22 protein-coding genes are annotated in these 15,089 nt (G+C 55.1%); 11 read left to right on the forward strand and 11 right to left on the reverse strand.

The genetic code is table 11. From position 1 onward, the window contains the following. Positions 1 to 35: 35 nt before the first annotated feature. Positions 36 to 1,574, reverse strand: coding sequence for a phytoene desaturase family protein (locus ACGVKB_RS10740; RefSeq protein ID WP_392351725.1), 1,539 nt, complete (start codon positions 1,572 to 1,574; stop codon positions 36 to 38). 86 nt (positions 1,575 to 1,660) lie between these two features. Between ACGVKB_RS10740 and ACGVKB_RS10745 the strand changes: the two genes are divergently transcribed. Continuing rightward, a complete protein-coding gene (locus tag ACGVKB_RS10745) occupies positions 1,661 to 2,161 on the forward strand; it encodes a rhomboid family intramembrane serine protease (protein ID WP_392351770.1) in 501 nt (166 codons plus the stop codon). Here the strand turns inward: ACGVKB_RS10745 and ACGVKB_RS10750 are convergent. Next, positions 2,158 to 3,504, reverse strand: a complete 1,347-nt coding sequence (locus ACGVKB_RS10750) for a peptidylprolyl isomerase (protein ID WP_392351726.1) — start codon at positions 3,502 to 3,504, stop codon at positions 2,158 to 2,160. The genes ACGVKB_RS10745 and ACGVKB_RS10750 overlap by 4 nt on opposite strands. Before the next feature lie 139 nt (positions 3,505 to 3,643). On the opposite strand from ACGVKB_RS10750, the gene ACGVKB_RS10755 reads away from it, so the two are divergent. Continuing rightward, positions 3,644 to 3,877 carry a TFIIB-type zinc finger domain-containing protein gene (locus tag ACGVKB_RS10755; protein ID WP_392351727.1) on the forward strand — a complete coding sequence of 78 codons (234 nt, stop codon included), beginning with the start codon at positions 3,644 to 3,646 and terminating at the stop codon, positions 3,875 to 3,877. 202 nt (positions 3,878 to 4,079) lie between these two features. Beyond that, on the forward strand, positions 4,080 to 4,271 hold the full coding sequence (locus tag ACGVKB_RS10760) for a hypothetical protein (protein ID WP_392351728.1): 192 nt from the start codon (positions 4,080 to 4,082) through the stop codon (positions 4,269 to 4,271). Here the strand turns inward: ACGVKB_RS10760 and ACGVKB_RS10765 are convergent. The 6 genes from ACGVKB_RS10765 to ACGVKB_RS10790 form a co-directional block, all read right to left on the reverse strand. Next, positions 4,268 to 5,050, reverse strand: coding sequence for an ABC transporter ATP-binding protein (locus ACGVKB_RS10765; RefSeq protein WP_392351729.1), 783 nt, complete (start codon positions 5,048 to 5,050; stop codon positions 4,268 to 4,270). The two genes, ACGVKB_RS10760 and ACGVKB_RS10765, sit on opposite strands and share 4 nt — an antisense overlap. A 32-nt stretch (positions 5,051 to 5,082) precedes the next feature. Beyond that, entirely contained in the window at positions 5,083 to 5,508 is a 426-nt protein-coding gene (locus ACGVKB_RS10770) for an NUDIX domain-containing protein (RefSeq protein WP_392351730.1), read from the reverse strand. Next, positions 5,498 to 6,007, reverse strand: coding sequence for a hypothetical protein (locus tag ACGVKB_RS10775; protein ID WP_392351731.1), 510 nt, complete (start codon positions 6,005 to 6,007; stop codon positions 5,498 to 5,500). Before ACGVKB_RS10775 ends, ACGVKB_RS10770 begins: the two co-directional genes overlap by 11 nt. After that, positions 6,004 to 6,687: a peroxiredoxin-like family protein gene (locus ACGVKB_RS10780; RefSeq protein ID WP_392351732.1), complete on the reverse strand. Its 684-nt coding sequence runs from the start codon at positions 6,685 to 6,687 to the stop codon at positions 6,004 to 6,006. The genes ACGVKB_RS10775 and ACGVKB_RS10780 overlap by 4 nt, the downstream gene beginning before the upstream one ends. Positions 6,688 to 6,980: 293 nt before the next feature. Next, positions 6,981 to 7,124 carry a hypothetical protein gene (locus ACGVKB_RS10785; protein WP_392351733.1) on the reverse strand — a complete coding sequence of 48 codons (144 nt, stop codon included), beginning with the start codon at positions 7,122 to 7,124 and terminating at the stop codon, positions 6,981 to 6,983. A gap of 66 nt (positions 7,125 to 7,190) precedes the next feature. Next, the gene (locus ACGVKB_RS10790) at positions 7,191 to 7,565 is read right to left on the reverse strand and encodes a hypothetical protein (RefSeq protein WP_392351734.1); all 375 of its coding nucleotides are present in this window, start codon (positions 7,563 to 7,565) and stop codon (positions 7,191 to 7,193) included. Positions 7,566 to 7,677: 112 nt separating this feature from the next. Between ACGVKB_RS10790 and ACGVKB_RS10795 the strand changes: the two genes are divergently transcribed. The 4 genes from ACGVKB_RS10795 (at position 7,678) to ACGVKB_RS10810 (ending at position 9,480) form a co-directional block, all read left to right on the forward strand. After that, positions 7,678 to 8,073 carry a hypothetical protein gene (locus ACGVKB_RS10795; RefSeq protein ID WP_392351735.1) on the forward strand — a complete coding sequence of 132 codons (396 nt, stop codon included), beginning with the start codon at positions 7,678 to 7,680 and terminating at the stop codon, positions 8,071 to 8,073. Positions 8,074 to 8,100: 27 nt separating this feature from the next. Further along, complete coding sequence (locus ACGVKB_RS10800) at positions 8,101 to 8,322, forward strand: high light inducible protein (protein WP_392351736.1); 222 nt, start codon at positions 8,101 to 8,103, stop codon at positions 8,320 to 8,322. A 57-nt stretch (positions 8,323 to 8,379) separates the two neighbouring features. Next, complete coding sequence (locus ACGVKB_RS10805; RefSeq protein WP_392351737.1) at positions 8,380 to 9,033, forward strand: class I SAM-dependent methyltransferase; 654 nt, start codon at positions 8,380 to 8,382, stop codon at positions 9,031 to 9,033. Positions 9,034 to 9,303: 270 nt separating this feature from the next. Then, the gene (locus ACGVKB_RS10810) at positions 9,304 to 9,480 is read left to right on the forward strand and encodes a hypothetical protein (RefSeq protein ID WP_392351738.1); all 177 of its coding nucleotides are present in this window, start codon (positions 9,304 to 9,306) and stop codon (positions 9,478 to 9,480) included. Positions 9,481 to 9,828: 348 nt separating this feature from the next. Here ACGVKB_RS10810 and ACGVKB_RS10815 read toward each other — a convergent pair whose 3' ends face one another. After that, entirely contained in the window at positions 9,829 to 10,299 is a 471-nt protein-coding gene (locus tag ACGVKB_RS10815; RefSeq protein WP_392351739.1) for a DUF427 domain-containing protein, read from the reverse strand. A gap of 327 nt (positions 10,300 to 10,626) precedes the next feature. On the opposite strand from ACGVKB_RS10815, the gene ACGVKB_RS10820 reads away from it, so the two are divergent. The 3 genes from ACGVKB_RS10820 (at position 10,627) to ACGVKB_RS10830 (ending at position 12,049) form a co-directional block, all read left to right on the forward strand. Further along, a complete protein-coding gene (locus ACGVKB_RS10820; protein ID WP_392351740.1) occupies positions 10,627 to 11,340 on the forward strand; it encodes an esterase/lipase family protein in 714 nt (237 codons plus the stop codon). 41 nt (positions 11,341 to 11,381) lie between these two features. Further along, positions 11,382 to 11,627, forward strand: a complete 246-nt coding sequence (locus tag ACGVKB_RS10825) for a DUF1651 domain-containing protein (RefSeq protein ID WP_392351741.1) — start codon at positions 11,382 to 11,384, stop codon at positions 11,625 to 11,627. 77 nt (positions 11,628 to 11,704) lie between these two features. Beyond that, a complete protein-coding gene (locus tag ACGVKB_RS10830) occupies positions 11,705 to 12,049 on the forward strand; it encodes a J domain-containing protein (protein WP_392351742.1) in 345 nt (114 codons plus the stop codon). A 33-nt stretch (positions 12,050 to 12,082) separates the two neighbouring features. Here the strand turns inward: ACGVKB_RS10830 and ACGVKB_RS10835 are convergent, their stop codons facing one another. Together ACGVKB_RS10835 and ACGVKB_RS10840 are read right to left on the reverse strand one after the other, a co-directional pair. Next, positions 12,083 to 12,448 (reverse strand): hypothetical protein, encoded by a 366-nt coding sequence (locus ACGVKB_RS10835; protein WP_392351743.1) that lies wholly within the window; start codon positions 12,446 to 12,448, stop codon positions 12,083 to 12,085. Between the two features lie 79 nt (positions 12,449 to 12,527). Then, positions 12,528 to 13,055: a DUF1543 domain-containing protein gene (locus ACGVKB_RS10840; protein WP_392351744.1), complete on the reverse strand. Its 528-nt coding sequence runs from the start codon at positions 13,053 to 13,055 to the stop codon at positions 12,528 to 12,530. A 100-nt stretch (positions 13,056 to 13,155) separates the two neighbouring features. On the opposite strand from ACGVKB_RS10840, the gene ACGVKB_RS10845 reads away from it, so the two are divergent. After that, a complete protein-coding gene (locus ACGVKB_RS10845) occupies positions 13,156 to 15,012 on the forward strand; it encodes an alpha-amylase family glycosyl hydrolase (RefSeq protein ID WP_392351745.1) in 1,857 nt (618 codons plus the stop codon). Positions 15,013 to 15,089: the final 77 nt, after the last annotated feature.

Genomic DNA, 15,089 nt, shown 5'->3' on the forward strand with positions numbered 1-15,089 from the left:
GTTGTCCTGCGTTGGAGACTATGACGGCGAGCGACTCAGAGCCCCAAGTCGTTCAAGAGTTGCGATTGGGCTTTGCGTCCAACAATGGCGTGGGCTGCCATGGCACCACTGGCGGCCACCGGTGGAATGCCGATGCCTGGAAAGGTGCTGGCCCCGCACATCCAGAGACCCGCAACGGGCGTGTTCACACCGGGGAACAACCCTTGGGCCGCTGACAGTGCGGGTCCGTAGCTGCCCTGATGGGTTCGCAGGAAGTGCTGATGCGTCAGCGGTGTGCCTTCCATCACGATGCTGCAGCGGTCCCGAATGTCTGGGATGCGTTGCTCCAAGACCGACCAGAACAACTGACAGCGCTCGTCCTTCAATCGCTTGTAGTCCTGACTACCCCGGGAGAGCCCGTCCCAAAGGTGCCACGGTTCATTGGCGGGGGTGTAGCCATGCAGGACGTGCTGCCCCGCCGGGGCCATGGATGGGTCCAGGACAGAGGGAATCGACAGCACCATGGCATTGCTGGGGGCATTGATGCCGCGCTCCCAGTCCCCCACCCAGACCGTGTGAATCGGCAGCTTGTCCAGGCCGGTGGCATCGAAGCCAAGGTGGAGATGGAGAAAGGATCCGCAGGCGGGTGTGGCTGCTCTGTCCTGCCGCCAGGCCGGTGCCGTGGTGTCGGGAAGCCAATTGGTCGTGGTCCACACGTCGGCATTGCTGACAACCTCGCGTGCGCGAATCTCCTCACCGCTGCTGCAACGCACACCGATACAACGGTCGTCGTCCATCAGCAGTGATTCGACGGGGGTGCCCAGCCGCAGGTGGCCTCCGTGACGCTCCAGTCCTCGAACCAGAGCGTCCACAACCGCGGCACTGCCTCCCAGCGGATAGTCCAGGCAAGCGTCGTCACTGAACCATTCGCCGAACAACGTGGCCATCGCGGCCGCGTTGGTGTCTGCCATCGGCAGTCCACTGATCAGAAAGCAGAGCAGATCAACCCAATGCCTGAGGAAGGGGTCCTGAAGATGGCGATCAACGAGAGGGCCAAAGGCACCGGCGAGATGTCGCATCGCCGGAAGGTGCTTCATCAGTCGCGGGCCCTGCTTCAGCACTTGGGCCACCATGTCCACACCAGGCCGCAGGGCGAGAAGGGGCAGGGCGTCGGCCGCCGCGGCAATCGGTTGCAGCACAGCAACGAACCGTCGCCATTCCTCAACGGCTGCCGCTCCGCTCAGATCACGGACGACTGCTTCGAAAGCATCACAGCCCACACCGATGGAACGGTGACCCTCGGGAAGAAGAACATCCCAATCGCTGTAACGGACCACCGGGAGGTCGCCCTCGCCGATGGCCTGAAGAATTTGACGCAGAGGGTTGTTGCTCGGCCAGCGGCTCAAACCGCTCCATAGAGAGGGGCCGGATTCGAAGTGGAACCCCCCGCGCTCAAAGCCATGGGCGGCTCCACCGGGCTGTTGATGGGCTTCGAGAACGACAACACTGCGACCCGCCCGTGCACATAGGGCACCGCAGCAGAGACCGCCAATGCCGCTACCGATCACCACAACGTCGACCGGCTCGTCCGCCATCCAGCCTGAACAGAAGTCATCATTGTGATCCTCGGGAGCTGAATGTGCGGGACCGATTGATCCTTCCGCTGGGCTTGCTCGGCCTGATGTGGTTTCAGGAAGGCCTGGATCAGTTGTTGTTCAGCGGCACGTGGAATCTGCCCATGGGGGCAGGTTTACCGTTTTGGCGTGTTTTCACTGCACCGTTCAGCCATGCAGGCTGGGGTCATCTGATCTCCAATTCGCTGATTTTTCTCCCGCTCAGCTGGATGGTGTTGAGTCGAGGGCGCCGCGACTATTGGGCGGTCTGGCTCGGTGTGATTGTTCTGAGTTGTCCTGTGGCTCTGGTCTGGCCGAGGGCCAGCCATGGTTTGTCGGGAGTTGTGTACGGCTTACTGGGCTTTTTGTTGTTGATCGGCTGGCTTGAACGTCGTCCCCTGTCGATTCTTCTGAGTGCTATCGCGCTTTGGCTCTATGGGCCAACCGTGGTGACCCTCATCCCGGGAGTGTCTCCAGCAGGGGTCTCTTGGATTGGACATGCCAGTGGGTTTTGCGGTGGGGTGCTTGCTGCGGTGGTGGTGAACAACCACCGCAGCAGCGATGTTTAGAGCACCGGTTCAGAGCTTCCAGGGAGGGGAATCTCGTTGGCAGGGGTCGGCTCCGCGTCGAGGCTGAGTTCGGAGGTCATCGACGGATGCGAGGTGCAGAAATACCGCAGTCCGGTCTCATTGGTTAGACGCTTCCGTGCTGCTTTGGAGAAGCGGAGTTTGAAGCGTTCATCGCCAACGATCCCCTGCTCATCCGAGCCATCACCGCGTTGTTTAATCCCACGACCGGTCGCACCCGGAGCATCGATTTCAGAGATATAGAAAGGATGACTGGTGGCGCCATCAAGACGATGGAAGGTGTATTTATCACGAGGATTGATGATTAAATCATCGATTTGATCGCCCTCCGAATCGAAGAAGTTATAGAAAGGACTTTCAAAACTTCCACCGTCCACATAGATGTCAATCATGGGTCGTCGGCCCTGGCGCCGTTCGCGCCGTTGTCCACCGATGATGACGTCAAAACTCTCCTTCGTAGATTCTCCATCTAGAAGAGAGGTCGCCGTGATGGTGATTTCAGCTGTTCCTTTCTTGCTCTGGGATGCCTGGAGAGAGATTTTGTTTTTCTTGTTGATTTCTGCGGTGACAAGTGATGGGTCCGATGAACTTACCTCATAACTGGCCAGTGCATCTTTTTTGCCCAGTTTTTTGGCATCCAGAATGGTCAGGAAATCCTGCGGGCGTACATCGGCAATCTCAGAACCATCTTGAGAGCCGACATTGACCTCCCAGAGAGGGAGTTCGTTGAGTGCAGAGTTTTGGTAGTACTCGGCGGCAGGAACCACAATGGCTGTTGCCATTGTGTTGACCACGTCCATCCCATCGCCGAGGACATTTCCGAAGACGGTGTATCCACCGTTGTCGACGTCTAGAAAATCATTGTCCGTCAGGTTCACAAACCACTGACTGGTGGCACTATCTGAATCCCCAGGCATTTTTGCCATGGCGACCGTTCCCGTTACGTTCGGGTTGCCAGGCTCATTTTGAAGGGTTGAAAAGGTTTTGATGCTGTCGGGACGACCGCCCTCAAGGAAGTTTTGATCAGGGACGGAAAACCCCCCGGCCTGAATGACGAAGCTGTCGACAGACCGGTGAAAAAAGCTGTTGTCGTAAAGCCCCTTTTTTGTGTATTTGAGAAAGTTTTTTGCTGTTTTTTTGGTGATGTTGTCGCCGGCCCCTTTCCTGTCGTAAAGCTCAAGAAAAAGTGTGGACTCGGTGCCGGGTGTATTGATATTGAGCTCAACGACAGTGCCCTTGGTCGCTTCGTGGCCGAAACCCTTGGGGACTTTAACTGTTTTGCTTTTCTTGTTGTCAATCTGAATAGGTTTGAAAGTATTTGCCAAGGGTTGGTTCTTTAGCTTTCGAGACTCTATCAGTGATGGAGGGAGTTGTCTGGAGTGGTGTTGTTGTTCGGTTTTTGCGATTGAACCAGCACAACTTTCGCCTTACCATCAGAGGGTTCGTTTTTGACATCTCGCTGCCTTGTCGGTTCGTCCCTGTCGTCAATGCGGAAGTCGTTCGTTTCGTGCTGATCGTTCGTTGGCCGGTCGCCTGGTGTGCACGCGTTGCGGTACCCCGCAGGGGCAAGGCGGCGGAGGCGGTGGTGGATCAGCTTTGCGTCGTTCGAGCGTCAGTGTTGGCCGTCTGCCGTTTTGGGCCTGGATCGCCGTGGGCGTCCTGGTTGTGATCGTGGTGCTCCCTGCCCTGTTCGGCTAGGCCGTCCGCACCGCAGGGTTGAATCGTGTAGATTTGTAAAGAGACTTGTTTTGATTCGTGTTCGAATCACTTCCAGGCCTCCTGATCTGCGTTAGCCCTCATTTATGACGACGCAACTTCTCCTGACTTGTTTCGGAGCCTTCGGTGCTTCCTGCTTCGCGCTCTGGACGATCCGATTGGCGACCTCTGACGAAAAGCTGTCATGACCATTGATAATCGTTGCCGTGAACAGCAGTCAGTCGCTGACAAAATGTTCATGGACTTTAAATACACTGCTCCAGGATCTCCGCAGCAAATTAGTTCGTTGAAAACGTTATCGTTTTTGATTGGAATGTGGAACGACTTCCTCGAGCAGGAAGCCAAGCGGATGGATGCAGCCCTGTCACTGGGCTAATTCATCTGTGATGCGGGCACAACTTGGTAGAAACCATTAGCGCGCACAACTGTTAAATCAGTATCAAATAATGCGCTGAGCTTGTCAGACTTAAGCAGGGATTGTGGCGACCCATCGTCGATCACATCTCCATCCTTTAAATACACCAATCTTTTCATCTCTGGCACAATGGTTTCGATCCGGTGGGTGACCTGCACCACTGTGACCCCCTCTTGGCATAGGCCGCTAATGAGTCCCAGCAGCTGATGGCAAGCGCGCAGATCGAGGGCCCGTGCCGGTTCATCGAGGATGAGTACTTCCGGTCGATGAATCAGGGCCCGTGCGATGAGAAGTCTGCGTTTTTGGCCGTCCGATAGCTGGCAATACTGGCGCTCCTCGAGTTCATTGAGCTCGAATCGTTTCAGGACGTCAGTTGCGGCATTGTTTTGTTGCAAGCTTGGCGTCTGACCTCGTCCAAGTCTTGTGCTGCCAAAGCAGCCGCTCAGAACCACCTCACGGACCAAACATCGGCCCGGGATGCGTTCATCTAATTCACTGTTGAGAATGCCGATGCGCTGGCGCAGATTCTGGAGATGAATGTTCTCGCTGCCGAATAAGCGCAGATGAGACTCTGGCTTCACGATCGGGTGCAGACGTCGCTCAATCAACTTCACCAGGGTGCTTTTCCCTGAGCCGTTGGGGCCAAGAACCGTTGTTGACTCACCGAGTACGAGGTCCAGGCTGAGACCTTTGACCAGTGCGAGGTTGTTTTGCCAGACCTCAATGTTCTTCAGCTCCAACCATGGATTGGATTGTGTTGCCATGGTTTGAGTCATTGGTTCTCCTGGGTGAGTCGATCAAGAACAACCTGCAAGCCGGGGGCGATCGGTCGGTTCTGTGCAACAACATCACTCCATAGGGTGCCACTCAGTATTTTCTCCAGTGGTGCCAATAGAAGATCTTGGCCTTCCTGCAGCGTTAATTCATGCAGGTGAACATCGAGCCTTCCTCGAAACAAGTGAACGGTTCGCCTGCCGTTGTTGTGGCTGAACCAATGTTTCAGTGGGTGCTGTGGTGTCCAATTGATTTCTTCCAATAATTCTCTCTTGATGGCATCCTCAGGTGTTTCATCATCCTCAAGATGACCACCGAATAATCCCCAGTGACCTGGGTAAAGAATGTCTGGACGGTCATCACGCAATTGCATCAGCCATTGGTTGTCTCTCTTCAGCATTGCTAAAGCAACATCACCCGACATGGCGGTTCGAAGACGCATCACGTTTCCATACTGCTAGCCCACCTCCACGGCCACGGGCGGCCAACGTTCCATCGTTGTGATTGATTCTGATCAGTGCAAAAAACGGCATCGACTTGGCTGTTGGTCGTGCCAACGTCCGCTGTAGCAGTGTCACCGCTCCGAGTTTGAGCATCACTGACGTGAAGCTGAATTGCAGAAGGGGGCGTCGTCCGATCAGTTGCCCTTCACCCTCAAAACGCAAGACCAGGGGGCCCACGCTGATTTGATTGGCAACAGCCAGTGCACGGTCGGACGGTTCTTCGCCGTGCGGCGCGAGGATCAGACATGCCTGAAATGCACGCAGAAGGCTGGATGTCCCCAATCCTCCAGACTGACCGCTGCGATCGAAGACCTGATCAAGATTCCATCGCGCCCACAGTTGCGATGCTTGGATCAGGGATCCCGATTGCCGTGCCTCTTGCTCCCACCGCAGGATGTCGGCCCCGTTGATACCTGTCATGAATTCAGACGGTGTTCTAAGAACTGAAGTGGATTGGCCATCGTTTCAGAAAAGCCAAGAATTCCCCGGTCCTGATGCTGATAAATCAAGTCGTTATTTTCATCGATGAGATAGGTCCCTCCGCGTTGACACAGATAACGTTGGTCCGGTACATACGTCTGCCAGCGTCCTAGGACTTCGACCATATTTTGCAGTCGCACGCTGGCTAATTCAAAGGGACGTTGAAACCCCTGGCCGGCCAAGTCGAAGAGTGAAGTGTTGAGTCTGGCCGGTGCTGATCGGTCGCCTGTGTAGCCCCGGATGACTTCTTTCAGTGTTCCTGGGGACCCGATTCCTGCGCACATCAGCAGCAGATTCGTCCAAGCTCCCCCGGGAGTGCTGAGGCCTGGGTAGAGCCCCAGGCTGGTGTGGAGTTCAGCGTTCGGTTCCACAGACAGCCGATCTCTTGGAAAGCCTGTGAATGTGCAGAACCGATCAGCACTGTTGTTATCGCCGATGCCGATGGCGCACACTTGGATTGAGGCTGCTGCGATTTGATCCCAGGATTGAACCAGAGCTTCTGCATATTCGAGTGAGTCAAAGTCGCCGAGTTGGCTCAACACAACAACCAGTCGTTGCTGACCTGCGGCCATCGTTGGGTCAGGCGCGATGCGTTTCAGCAGGGCTTGAGGAGCTTGCATGGCTGATGGGAACTCCCTTCTGTCAGGATCCTGGAAAGCATCGATACTGTGCCTCGGCTCAGGTCGCTTTGATCCTTTCCCATGCCAGTTGAATTCGCGTTCGTGTTTGCAGGTGCCGCGATTGCGATCACCATCTCCTTGGGCATTGCCCTGTGGTTTGAGCGCAGCAAATCCAAGGGGGAGTCAGAGCACTGACTGGATCGCTTGCATCTCTAGTGAGTAAAAAAACTCCGCCGTTCCCTTTGGTTTGAGGAACAACGGAGCGGTTGGATCAACGGCTGCTCGACTTCAGATCAGTCGTGGTGACCGCGTCTGAGGGGGGTATCTCGGTAGGGCTGAGTCCCGATTGGAGGCGGAACATTGCGCTTTTCGGTTTCATCAAAGGCACCCATGGCATGGGCAAAGGCCTCACCAAACCATTTGAGAACGAATTTCATACAGCCTCCGGATAATGAGTCGGGGAACAAGCATCGACGCAGCGACGTTGTTGAACGGTGAACGACTTATGCGATCACGCCCACATCGCAGCTCTCCAGCACTCGGGTGGAGTGGTTGCCTCCATCAATCCCTCCGATTGGATTCTTCCAGTGTTGTGTCCCCGCCCATGCACCGCAATCAGTGTTAAGGCTCATTCCCCATGCGTCTCTCCGCCGGCCGAGGGCGCGTGTGACGCGGCTGCTGTCTTCCCAGGAGATCACGCCACTGTCGACATTCCAGACCTGCACGAAACGGGTGTTGCCGTGGGCATGTGCCGATGACGTTCCGAGCACCTCAGCCAGAAACCAGTTGGTGGAGCAGGGATTGTTTTGCAGTTCTCCTGGATCCCCAACGACGACCAGATCGCCGACTAGCACGCGCAGCGGAAGGGACGACGCCATGACTAATACGTGTGTACTGGTCGTGTCTTAGCGGTCGCTGGGGCACAGTCAAGGGAGAGGTTGGTGTCTGATGCCGTTGCGTTGTCTTGCCGTTGCGATCTCCGCAGCTGTCTTGTCCACCGCCGTTCAGGCTCAAACCCGCTGGCAGCCTCGGCCTGAGCCCGGCCTATGGCGGGATCAGCGCCATGCCCTCATCGACCAGCACCCGCAGCTGGCAGAACGCTGGCATTTCATCGATGCGCAGATCACTGACAGCCGCCGTGTCGCCGAATATCTCCGTCAGCGGCGTCCCTCCGCCGATGGCTCCGTTCACTTTGAAGCCCTGTTGATGTTGCGTCGTGGTTCCGATCCCTGGGTGGTGCGCAGCTTGCCCATGCGTGCGCTTTGCCAGGAGGGGGAGTTGCAGCGCCTTGATTCGGATCAGCAATGGGAGACCTACCCCTCCCGTCCGGGGTCCGCCGACCGGGTGGCTTGGATCTGTTCAGCCCTCGAACGGAATCAGCCATAGGCTGATGTGCCTATTGCTGCTTTACGGATGTCGAAGCCCCAGTATCAATATGAGCAGCCGGAGCGCTTTGGCGAGTCCCTGACAACGGCACGTCCCTGGAATCGACACGCCTTGTCCGGGGTCGAGCAGCTCAACGGGCGTGTGGCCATGCTGGGTTTTGCGGCTGCTGTTCTAGGGGAGTGGGCGACGGGTGAAGGCATCGTCGGGCAACTCAGTGGGGTGTTGCGCTGGTATCTGTCACTGGGTTGAGCACCCCACAGTTCTGGGTCAAAGCCGACAGACTCGGCGAGGGATTTCAGGGCAAAGATGGCAACTCAGCTGTTGTCTGACAACCAGCGTTTCAAGCTGGATCGTGAGGATGATCGTGTTTTTTATCGCGATCCACGCTTTGTCCACCATCTCGATCAAGGGTTTCGATCACGCTTAACCCAGCTGTATCGCGAGCGCATTCCTCCCTGCGCCACTGTTCTGGATCTTGGCTCCTCCTGGGTGAGTCATCTTCCGGAGGATGTGACCTACGACCGTGTGATCGGTCACGGCATGAATGAGGCTGAGCTTCAGGCCAATGAACGCCTCGATCAGCATTGGATCCAGGATTTCAATCGAGATCAGCGGGTTCCCTTGGACTCCGCATCCGTTGATGTTTGTTTGGCGGTTGCGGCCTGGCAATACTGGACCCAACCGGAAGCGATCGCTGAGGAGTTGCTTCGTGTCACTCGGCCTGGGGGAGAGATCATTGTGGCCTTCAGTAATCGGATGTTTTTCACCAAAGCGCCGCAAATCTGGACGGACTCCTCTGATCAAGAGCATCTTGACTACGTCGAATCGGTTTTATCGGCACAGGGTTGGATCAACGTCGAGCGGATCGCTGAATCGACCAGGGCCTCTGGGATCGCCGGGCTGTGGGGTGCGAACGGCGATCCGTTTTTCGCTGTGATTGGACATCGGTCTCGGCCTTGACGGGATCGTGAGATCCATCCAGCTCCAGTTTTTTATGGTGATTTTGTCCCTTCCATGGGGCAGGTTCGATTGCACAAGAGATGGCGAACGATTGGGATGATGACGCCCTCTACTGCCGCCAAGCTCCTTGCTTTTGTTCGACAGAATGCATGCAACGACATCAGGGACGATCAAGATTGGCCGATGTGCCAACTGATTTTGGACGCGCAGGTGTGTCGGCCTCTGTACGACTTTGAGTTTTGATGGCGACTATGCTTAAGACCAGAGTCTTTGCGCGAAGGAATGACAAGTCAGGACGTCAAGGGCAAGCGCTATTGGATTGATGAGATCGCCTTCCTTGAGGCACGGCTGAACGGAAGCCAAGGCGATATTGATCACGATGATCGCGAGGCTTGTGAAGAAGCCCTGAAAGCTGCACAAGCAAATCTCAAGACACTGCAGGGTTGACGGTTGGCTGGCCGTTTTGCCACGTGGATTGACCTTTTGATGTGCAATGGCAACCAACCAATTCCCTTCTTTGTAAAGGCTTCAGGGTGTGTCAATCGCAGGATTCAGATCGCTTCGAGAGGCTCTTGGGCGCACGATTCAGTTGCTGGTCAGTGTTAACAGGCGTTAATCGATTTGTTCTGACGTTCGCCAAATGGCTGAGTTTGTCAACGACCTTTGTGTCAATGCTGCGTTGATTGTTGTCGTTTACGACCTCAGTGGGCAAGCGAGAGCAGGCAACTCTCTGGCTTTGGACTTCTCTGACTTGTCGTTGACTTTCGCACTGCTGCTGATTTTTATGTTTTTAAATTAGATTAATTCAGGGTGATTCGGGTCTCCTTTAAACGGACCTTGGACCCGTGAGGTGATCCATCCTCCATAAAATCCACCAGCTTGAGGGGTGACGGACTCGTCGTTCACCCAGCAGCCATCCATCCGTCCGGGATAGAGCGCAAACCATCCTGCGAGTTCCGCGAAGCGTGCGCTGGGCGAGGGATAGCACCAGATCGAGCGTTCAAGACGTCGGTTGTCGTGGTGGATGTCGAAGTAACTCGCCACGCCTTTCCATTCACAAAATGTCGAGCGTCCTGTGGATGGTTTCAGTAGATCGTGATTCACGACCTCAGGGGGGAAATAATAGGTGGGAGGGTGAAATGTTTCCAGAATTCGAATGCTTCTGGAGGTTTCAATCAGCACCTCTCCTAGGGCGATGACGCGAATGCTTTCATCGCTAAATTCTAGCTTTGGTGGGCGCGGATATTGGCTGACCAGTTCAGGCATGGGCTCGATTGATTTGGATTGTGTGATGGTGTTGTTTACTCTTTGTGATCGTATCTTTAGGAAGAATCCCTCGGGTGAGGGATGGACGTTCGCACATCTTGCGCCAGCCTAAGGCTAGCAATTGAGTGGTTTTGTCATTTACTCTTCCCGGCCTTCCTGCTTGGTCCTTTCGGATCGTACTGATCGGACATCACGTGATCCTCGAGGCGGTCAGTGGTGATCAAACATTGAGCACAATCCTTGAACCATTGGCCAGTCGCATCCGCTCGGCCTATGGCCTGGTGGCTTGTCCACAATGTGCGCGAATGATGCGTTGAGCATTGGGCCATGCGGGTGTCGGTGTCGCCACAGCAGCCGGTTGTGATTTTCGGCGGTTTTCTCATCACGCAAGAGGCCTATCTCACGATGGCTTCAAGGATCCATGCCCTGAGCGGTGCACCGGTGGAGATTGTTGCTGTCTCACGCATGGAGTGGCTGCGGACCAGCGCGGCGGCCGGATGGAACCGTTGTCTTGATCGTGTGGATGCCATGGTCCGGCGTTTACGCACGGATTCCCCCACCGGTCGGGTCACCTTGATTGGCCATAGCTCCGGCGGGGTCATGTTGCGTCCCTACCTCAGTGAGCAGTCGTTTCTGGGTCGCCGATACAACGGGGCGCAACACTGCAATCGCTTGATCACCCTGGGAAGCCCGCATCAGGCCAGACGTGCCACTCCGCTCCGTGCCCAGGTCGATCACTGTTTTCCGGCTTGTCCCTGGGCTGACCGAGTGGATGCCATCGCCGTTGCCGGTGTCCTTGACCTGTCCTCTTCGACGGCCTCTTGGCTGAGCCGACGTCTCGCGCAACGCTCGTATCGACAAATCAAGGGTGAGGGTTCCTCGCTTGGCGATGGCTTGGTTCCTGTGGAATCGGCCCTGCTCCGCGATGCCCACCCGATCACGTTGGAGAACACGGCCCATGGCGGCGCGTTCGGATCGAGCTGGTATGGCTCTGCTGAGCGCGTGGATCAATGGTGGACAGCCGCGTGCGTTGACGCGTGATGTCCGTTTTGGTACATCTGTATTAGTGCTTCGCTGTGGTGATGGATGGTTGGTTGATCGATCAAGACAGATTTTGGTGTGTGCGTTTTCATCCGGATGAAAAGGCCTGGCAACAGGCTCCCAAGGTGTTTGTTGACTACGGCAGACCGATGCCCGAAGGCCAGCCAGCTCTGCTGAAAAGCCGCCGTCATCTGCACCGCGCCGATGCGGAGGCGCTCTGGAAGGCCTTGATGGGTTCAGGCTGGACCTCGACTGTGCCCCTCTGGGGCGTTGACGTCGAACCCTGACTGACAGAGCCCTTGAGGGGGCTTGCTCAGGGTGCTTGATGGGCGATCAGGCATTGTGTCGCCTGAGCAACACAGCCATGACGAAACAACCATTGGACTCCCAGGGAGGGTTTGGCCAGCCAGGAACGAACCCACGCAAGCGGCGCAATGGCGGCAGCCGCAAGCGCAAGCCAGGAACCTCCAACCATCAGCGCGAGCGCTGTCCAATGGGGCGTGATCCCGACCTCGAGGCGATCGTCGCGCGTCAGTCCCTCGGCCTGCCCCTGACCGGCCGATTGACTGAACAAGAGGTGAAGCGTGCCCACAAACTGTTGGCCGTTCAGCATCATCCGGATCGTGGAGGCGACCCGGAGGCCATGACGCGTTTCAATCAAGCCAAAGATGCGCTGCTTCAGCGGGAAATGGAAGCCATTGCTTGCTGAAGTGGATGGTGTCTTGATCGCTGCTGCGATTGATCAGAAATAAAAGCCGAATCCGACGCTGGGCGGCCCGACTTGGACCGGGGGGGCGCCCCAGGGACCGGGTGATACAACCACCGGTTGGGAATAGGGGCGGTAGCCGTAGCCGTAGCGGTAGGGAGTCTGGTAGTAACCGGTTTTCAGGCCCTGGCGATAGCCCTTGTTGTAGGCCTTGGCCTTTTTGTATTGATGGTTGTGGTGTTTGCCATGTCCATGGTGATGCCGTCCATGGCGATGGCCCCCATGGTGGTGTTTGTGGCCTTGATGGGCTTGGGCTTCGGCCTGGAGCATCAGGCCAAGTCCAGTCATGCCGACCATGCACAGACAAAGGCGTTGGGCGATTGGCACGGGAGAGCTGCGCAACTGATGTCAACGTATTGATGCTGCTGAGCCAAGACGTGTCTGAGCGACGGCGTGAATATGACTGGATACGCCTGGTTGTTCAGATGGGCCGGTAGCCATACCAATCGGGTCGTCCGGAATCGTTGGCGGCTGTGGCTGTTGGCGTGAGCTGCACGTGCCAATGGCCCTGGCCATCAATGGGTAGACAAGCATCAACGCCCTGATGGCTGTCCATGCTGAACAGGTCGTCGGTGTGCACCTGATCCAGGCCGACCAACCAGCGCCGCTTGGCTGCCATCGCGGCGGCCTGTCGGTTGTTGGCAACGACCAACCCGAATTGATGACGTTCCGCCAGTTCATCTGCGTGATAGGCCCCAAGATTGACAAACCAAAGCATGGGCTTGCTGGGTGTTGTCATTGGGCCTGAACGGACCTTGATTTGGTGACCATCAATGACATTGACCTGGCAATAGCTGTCCAGGTGCAGTCCCTTCTGGGGTCCAATCCATTGACGTTTCAGTTCAGGAATAGCCGATGCAAGATTTTCGGCTGCAACCCAGCGCACATCGTGGCATTCGAGATGGCAGCCAGGAAGACGTCCGCCAAGAACCACGAGGAATAACTTCATGATCGATGGTTGCGAACCAGATGGACGAAGTCTAAAGAATTTCTGATCAGGCTCTTTTTTTGATTCCTCTTGCCATCCTGTCAAGGGTGAGTCTCGATCAATGTCTGAAACAGCCAGCCAACGCCTGAATCAAATCGATCAGGGCTTTTTTAATGAGCCTGTGGATTTCAGGTCAGAGGTTATCTATTTTATCATTGTTGATCGTTTCTGTGATGGACATTCGCAGCTTTCCTCCGACATCGAAGGGTCTGAACAGGAGGAAAGTAAAGGTTTATATGATCGAACTCAGCAGGATTGGGGTAAGTACTGGGGCGGAAATCTTCAGGGAATAATTAATAAAATTCCCTATCTTAAGTCCCTCGGGGTTACGTCACTTTGGTTGTCGCCCTTGTTTGAGCAGGTGAGTGATTTGCAGTTCAGTCGTGCGCCGATGCATGGCTATTGGACGAGGGACTTCAAGCGTTTAAATCCACGTTTCCTGAAAAAAGATGAGTCAACGCGCTTGTCTGAATCAGCGACATTGCGTCTGTTGATTGATTCTTGTCATCGCGCTGGAATTAAAGTGGTTTTAGATATTGTTTGCAATCATAGCTCTCCTGATATCAATGGTAGCAAGGGTGTCGTCTTGGATGACGGCGTCCCGCTTGCGGATTTTAACGATGACGTGAACAATTTTTATTATCATGAAGGCGAGATTACGGACTGGGAGGATGAATACCAGCTCATTCATCTAGAGATGATGGGTTTGGCGACTTTTAATGAGAAGAATATTGCTTATCGAGATTACATTAAGTCGGCGATTAAGGGCTGGCTCGATGCTGGTGTCGATGCTTTGAGGGTGGATACACTCAAGCATATGCCGATTTGGTTCTGGCAGGAATTCACGACAGAAATGAAGAGCCATAAGCCAGGCTTGTTCATGTTCGGAGAGTATGGGTTTAGCAAGCCATGGGAGCAGCGATCGGTTGATTATGCCAACAATATAGGGATGTCGATTCTTGATTTTGGCCTTTGCGATGGAATTCGATTCTGTTTTTCAGGTCAGGAGCCAGGTGGTTTTTATCAGGTTGAAAGGATTCTTGGCTATGACCGTGTTTATCATCGCGCCAATGAACTGGTTACCTTTATTGATAACCATGATATGCCGAGGTTTCTCTCCGCAGTCCCGGACGAGCAACTTCTCGACCTTGCCATGGTTCTTTTGCTGACCTTGCGTGGGGTGCCCTGTTTGTTTTATGGAACTGAGCAGTATCTACGTAACGACACCAATGGGGGGCAGGATCCTTACAACCGTCCGATGATGGATCGTTGGGATGAAGAAAGCCACTCGTTCCAACTGGTTCAGGCTTTGTTGTCGCTCAGGGAGCGCAACCAAGCTCTCGCTTTTGGCTCTCACCATACTGCTTGGGTCAATGAATCCTTTTATCTATATACCCGCAATTTCCGTGATTCCGCTGTATTGGTGATGATGAATCGTTCGGATTCAGAGCATGTTGCAAGTGTGGATAATATTCAATTTCCCGATGGTACCTACACATGCCATCTCACGGGTTACCCGGTGACGATCTCCAATGGCAAGCTTGAGCATTACGTGGTGAATGGCAAAACAGCTTTGGTGATCAGTGTCGAAGGCGCACCTGTGACGGGGCAGGTTGTCGCAGTGTTCCAAGTGAATGGATTTGAAACCAAGCCAGGACAAAGCCTTGCGATCACTGGTTCCTGCCAGGAGCTCGGCGCCTGGGATCATGACCGTGCGTTTGGGATGGAGTATGTCAATGACAACACTTGGTTGGCGACTGTTCCGTTCGATGCATCAACAGGAAGCCTGGTGAATTACAAGTTCTTGGTTCGTCAGGATGCCGACTACCCCATCTTGGAGAATCTCACGACCCGGAAACTTGTCTTGCCTGAGCAGGGGAGAATTGCCGTTGATTGCTTCTGGGGTCAGTCGACTTGATGACATGCCGGAACGATCACCCTTGTGTGGGTGTTTCTCCAGCCTCAGGTTGGAGGCTCGAGGTTGGGTTCCTGATT

It is taken from the genome of Parasynechococcus sp., assembly GCF_042954325.1.
Lineage (GTDB): Bacteria > Cyanobacteriota > Cyanobacteriia > PCC-6307 > Cyanobiaceae > Parasynechococcus.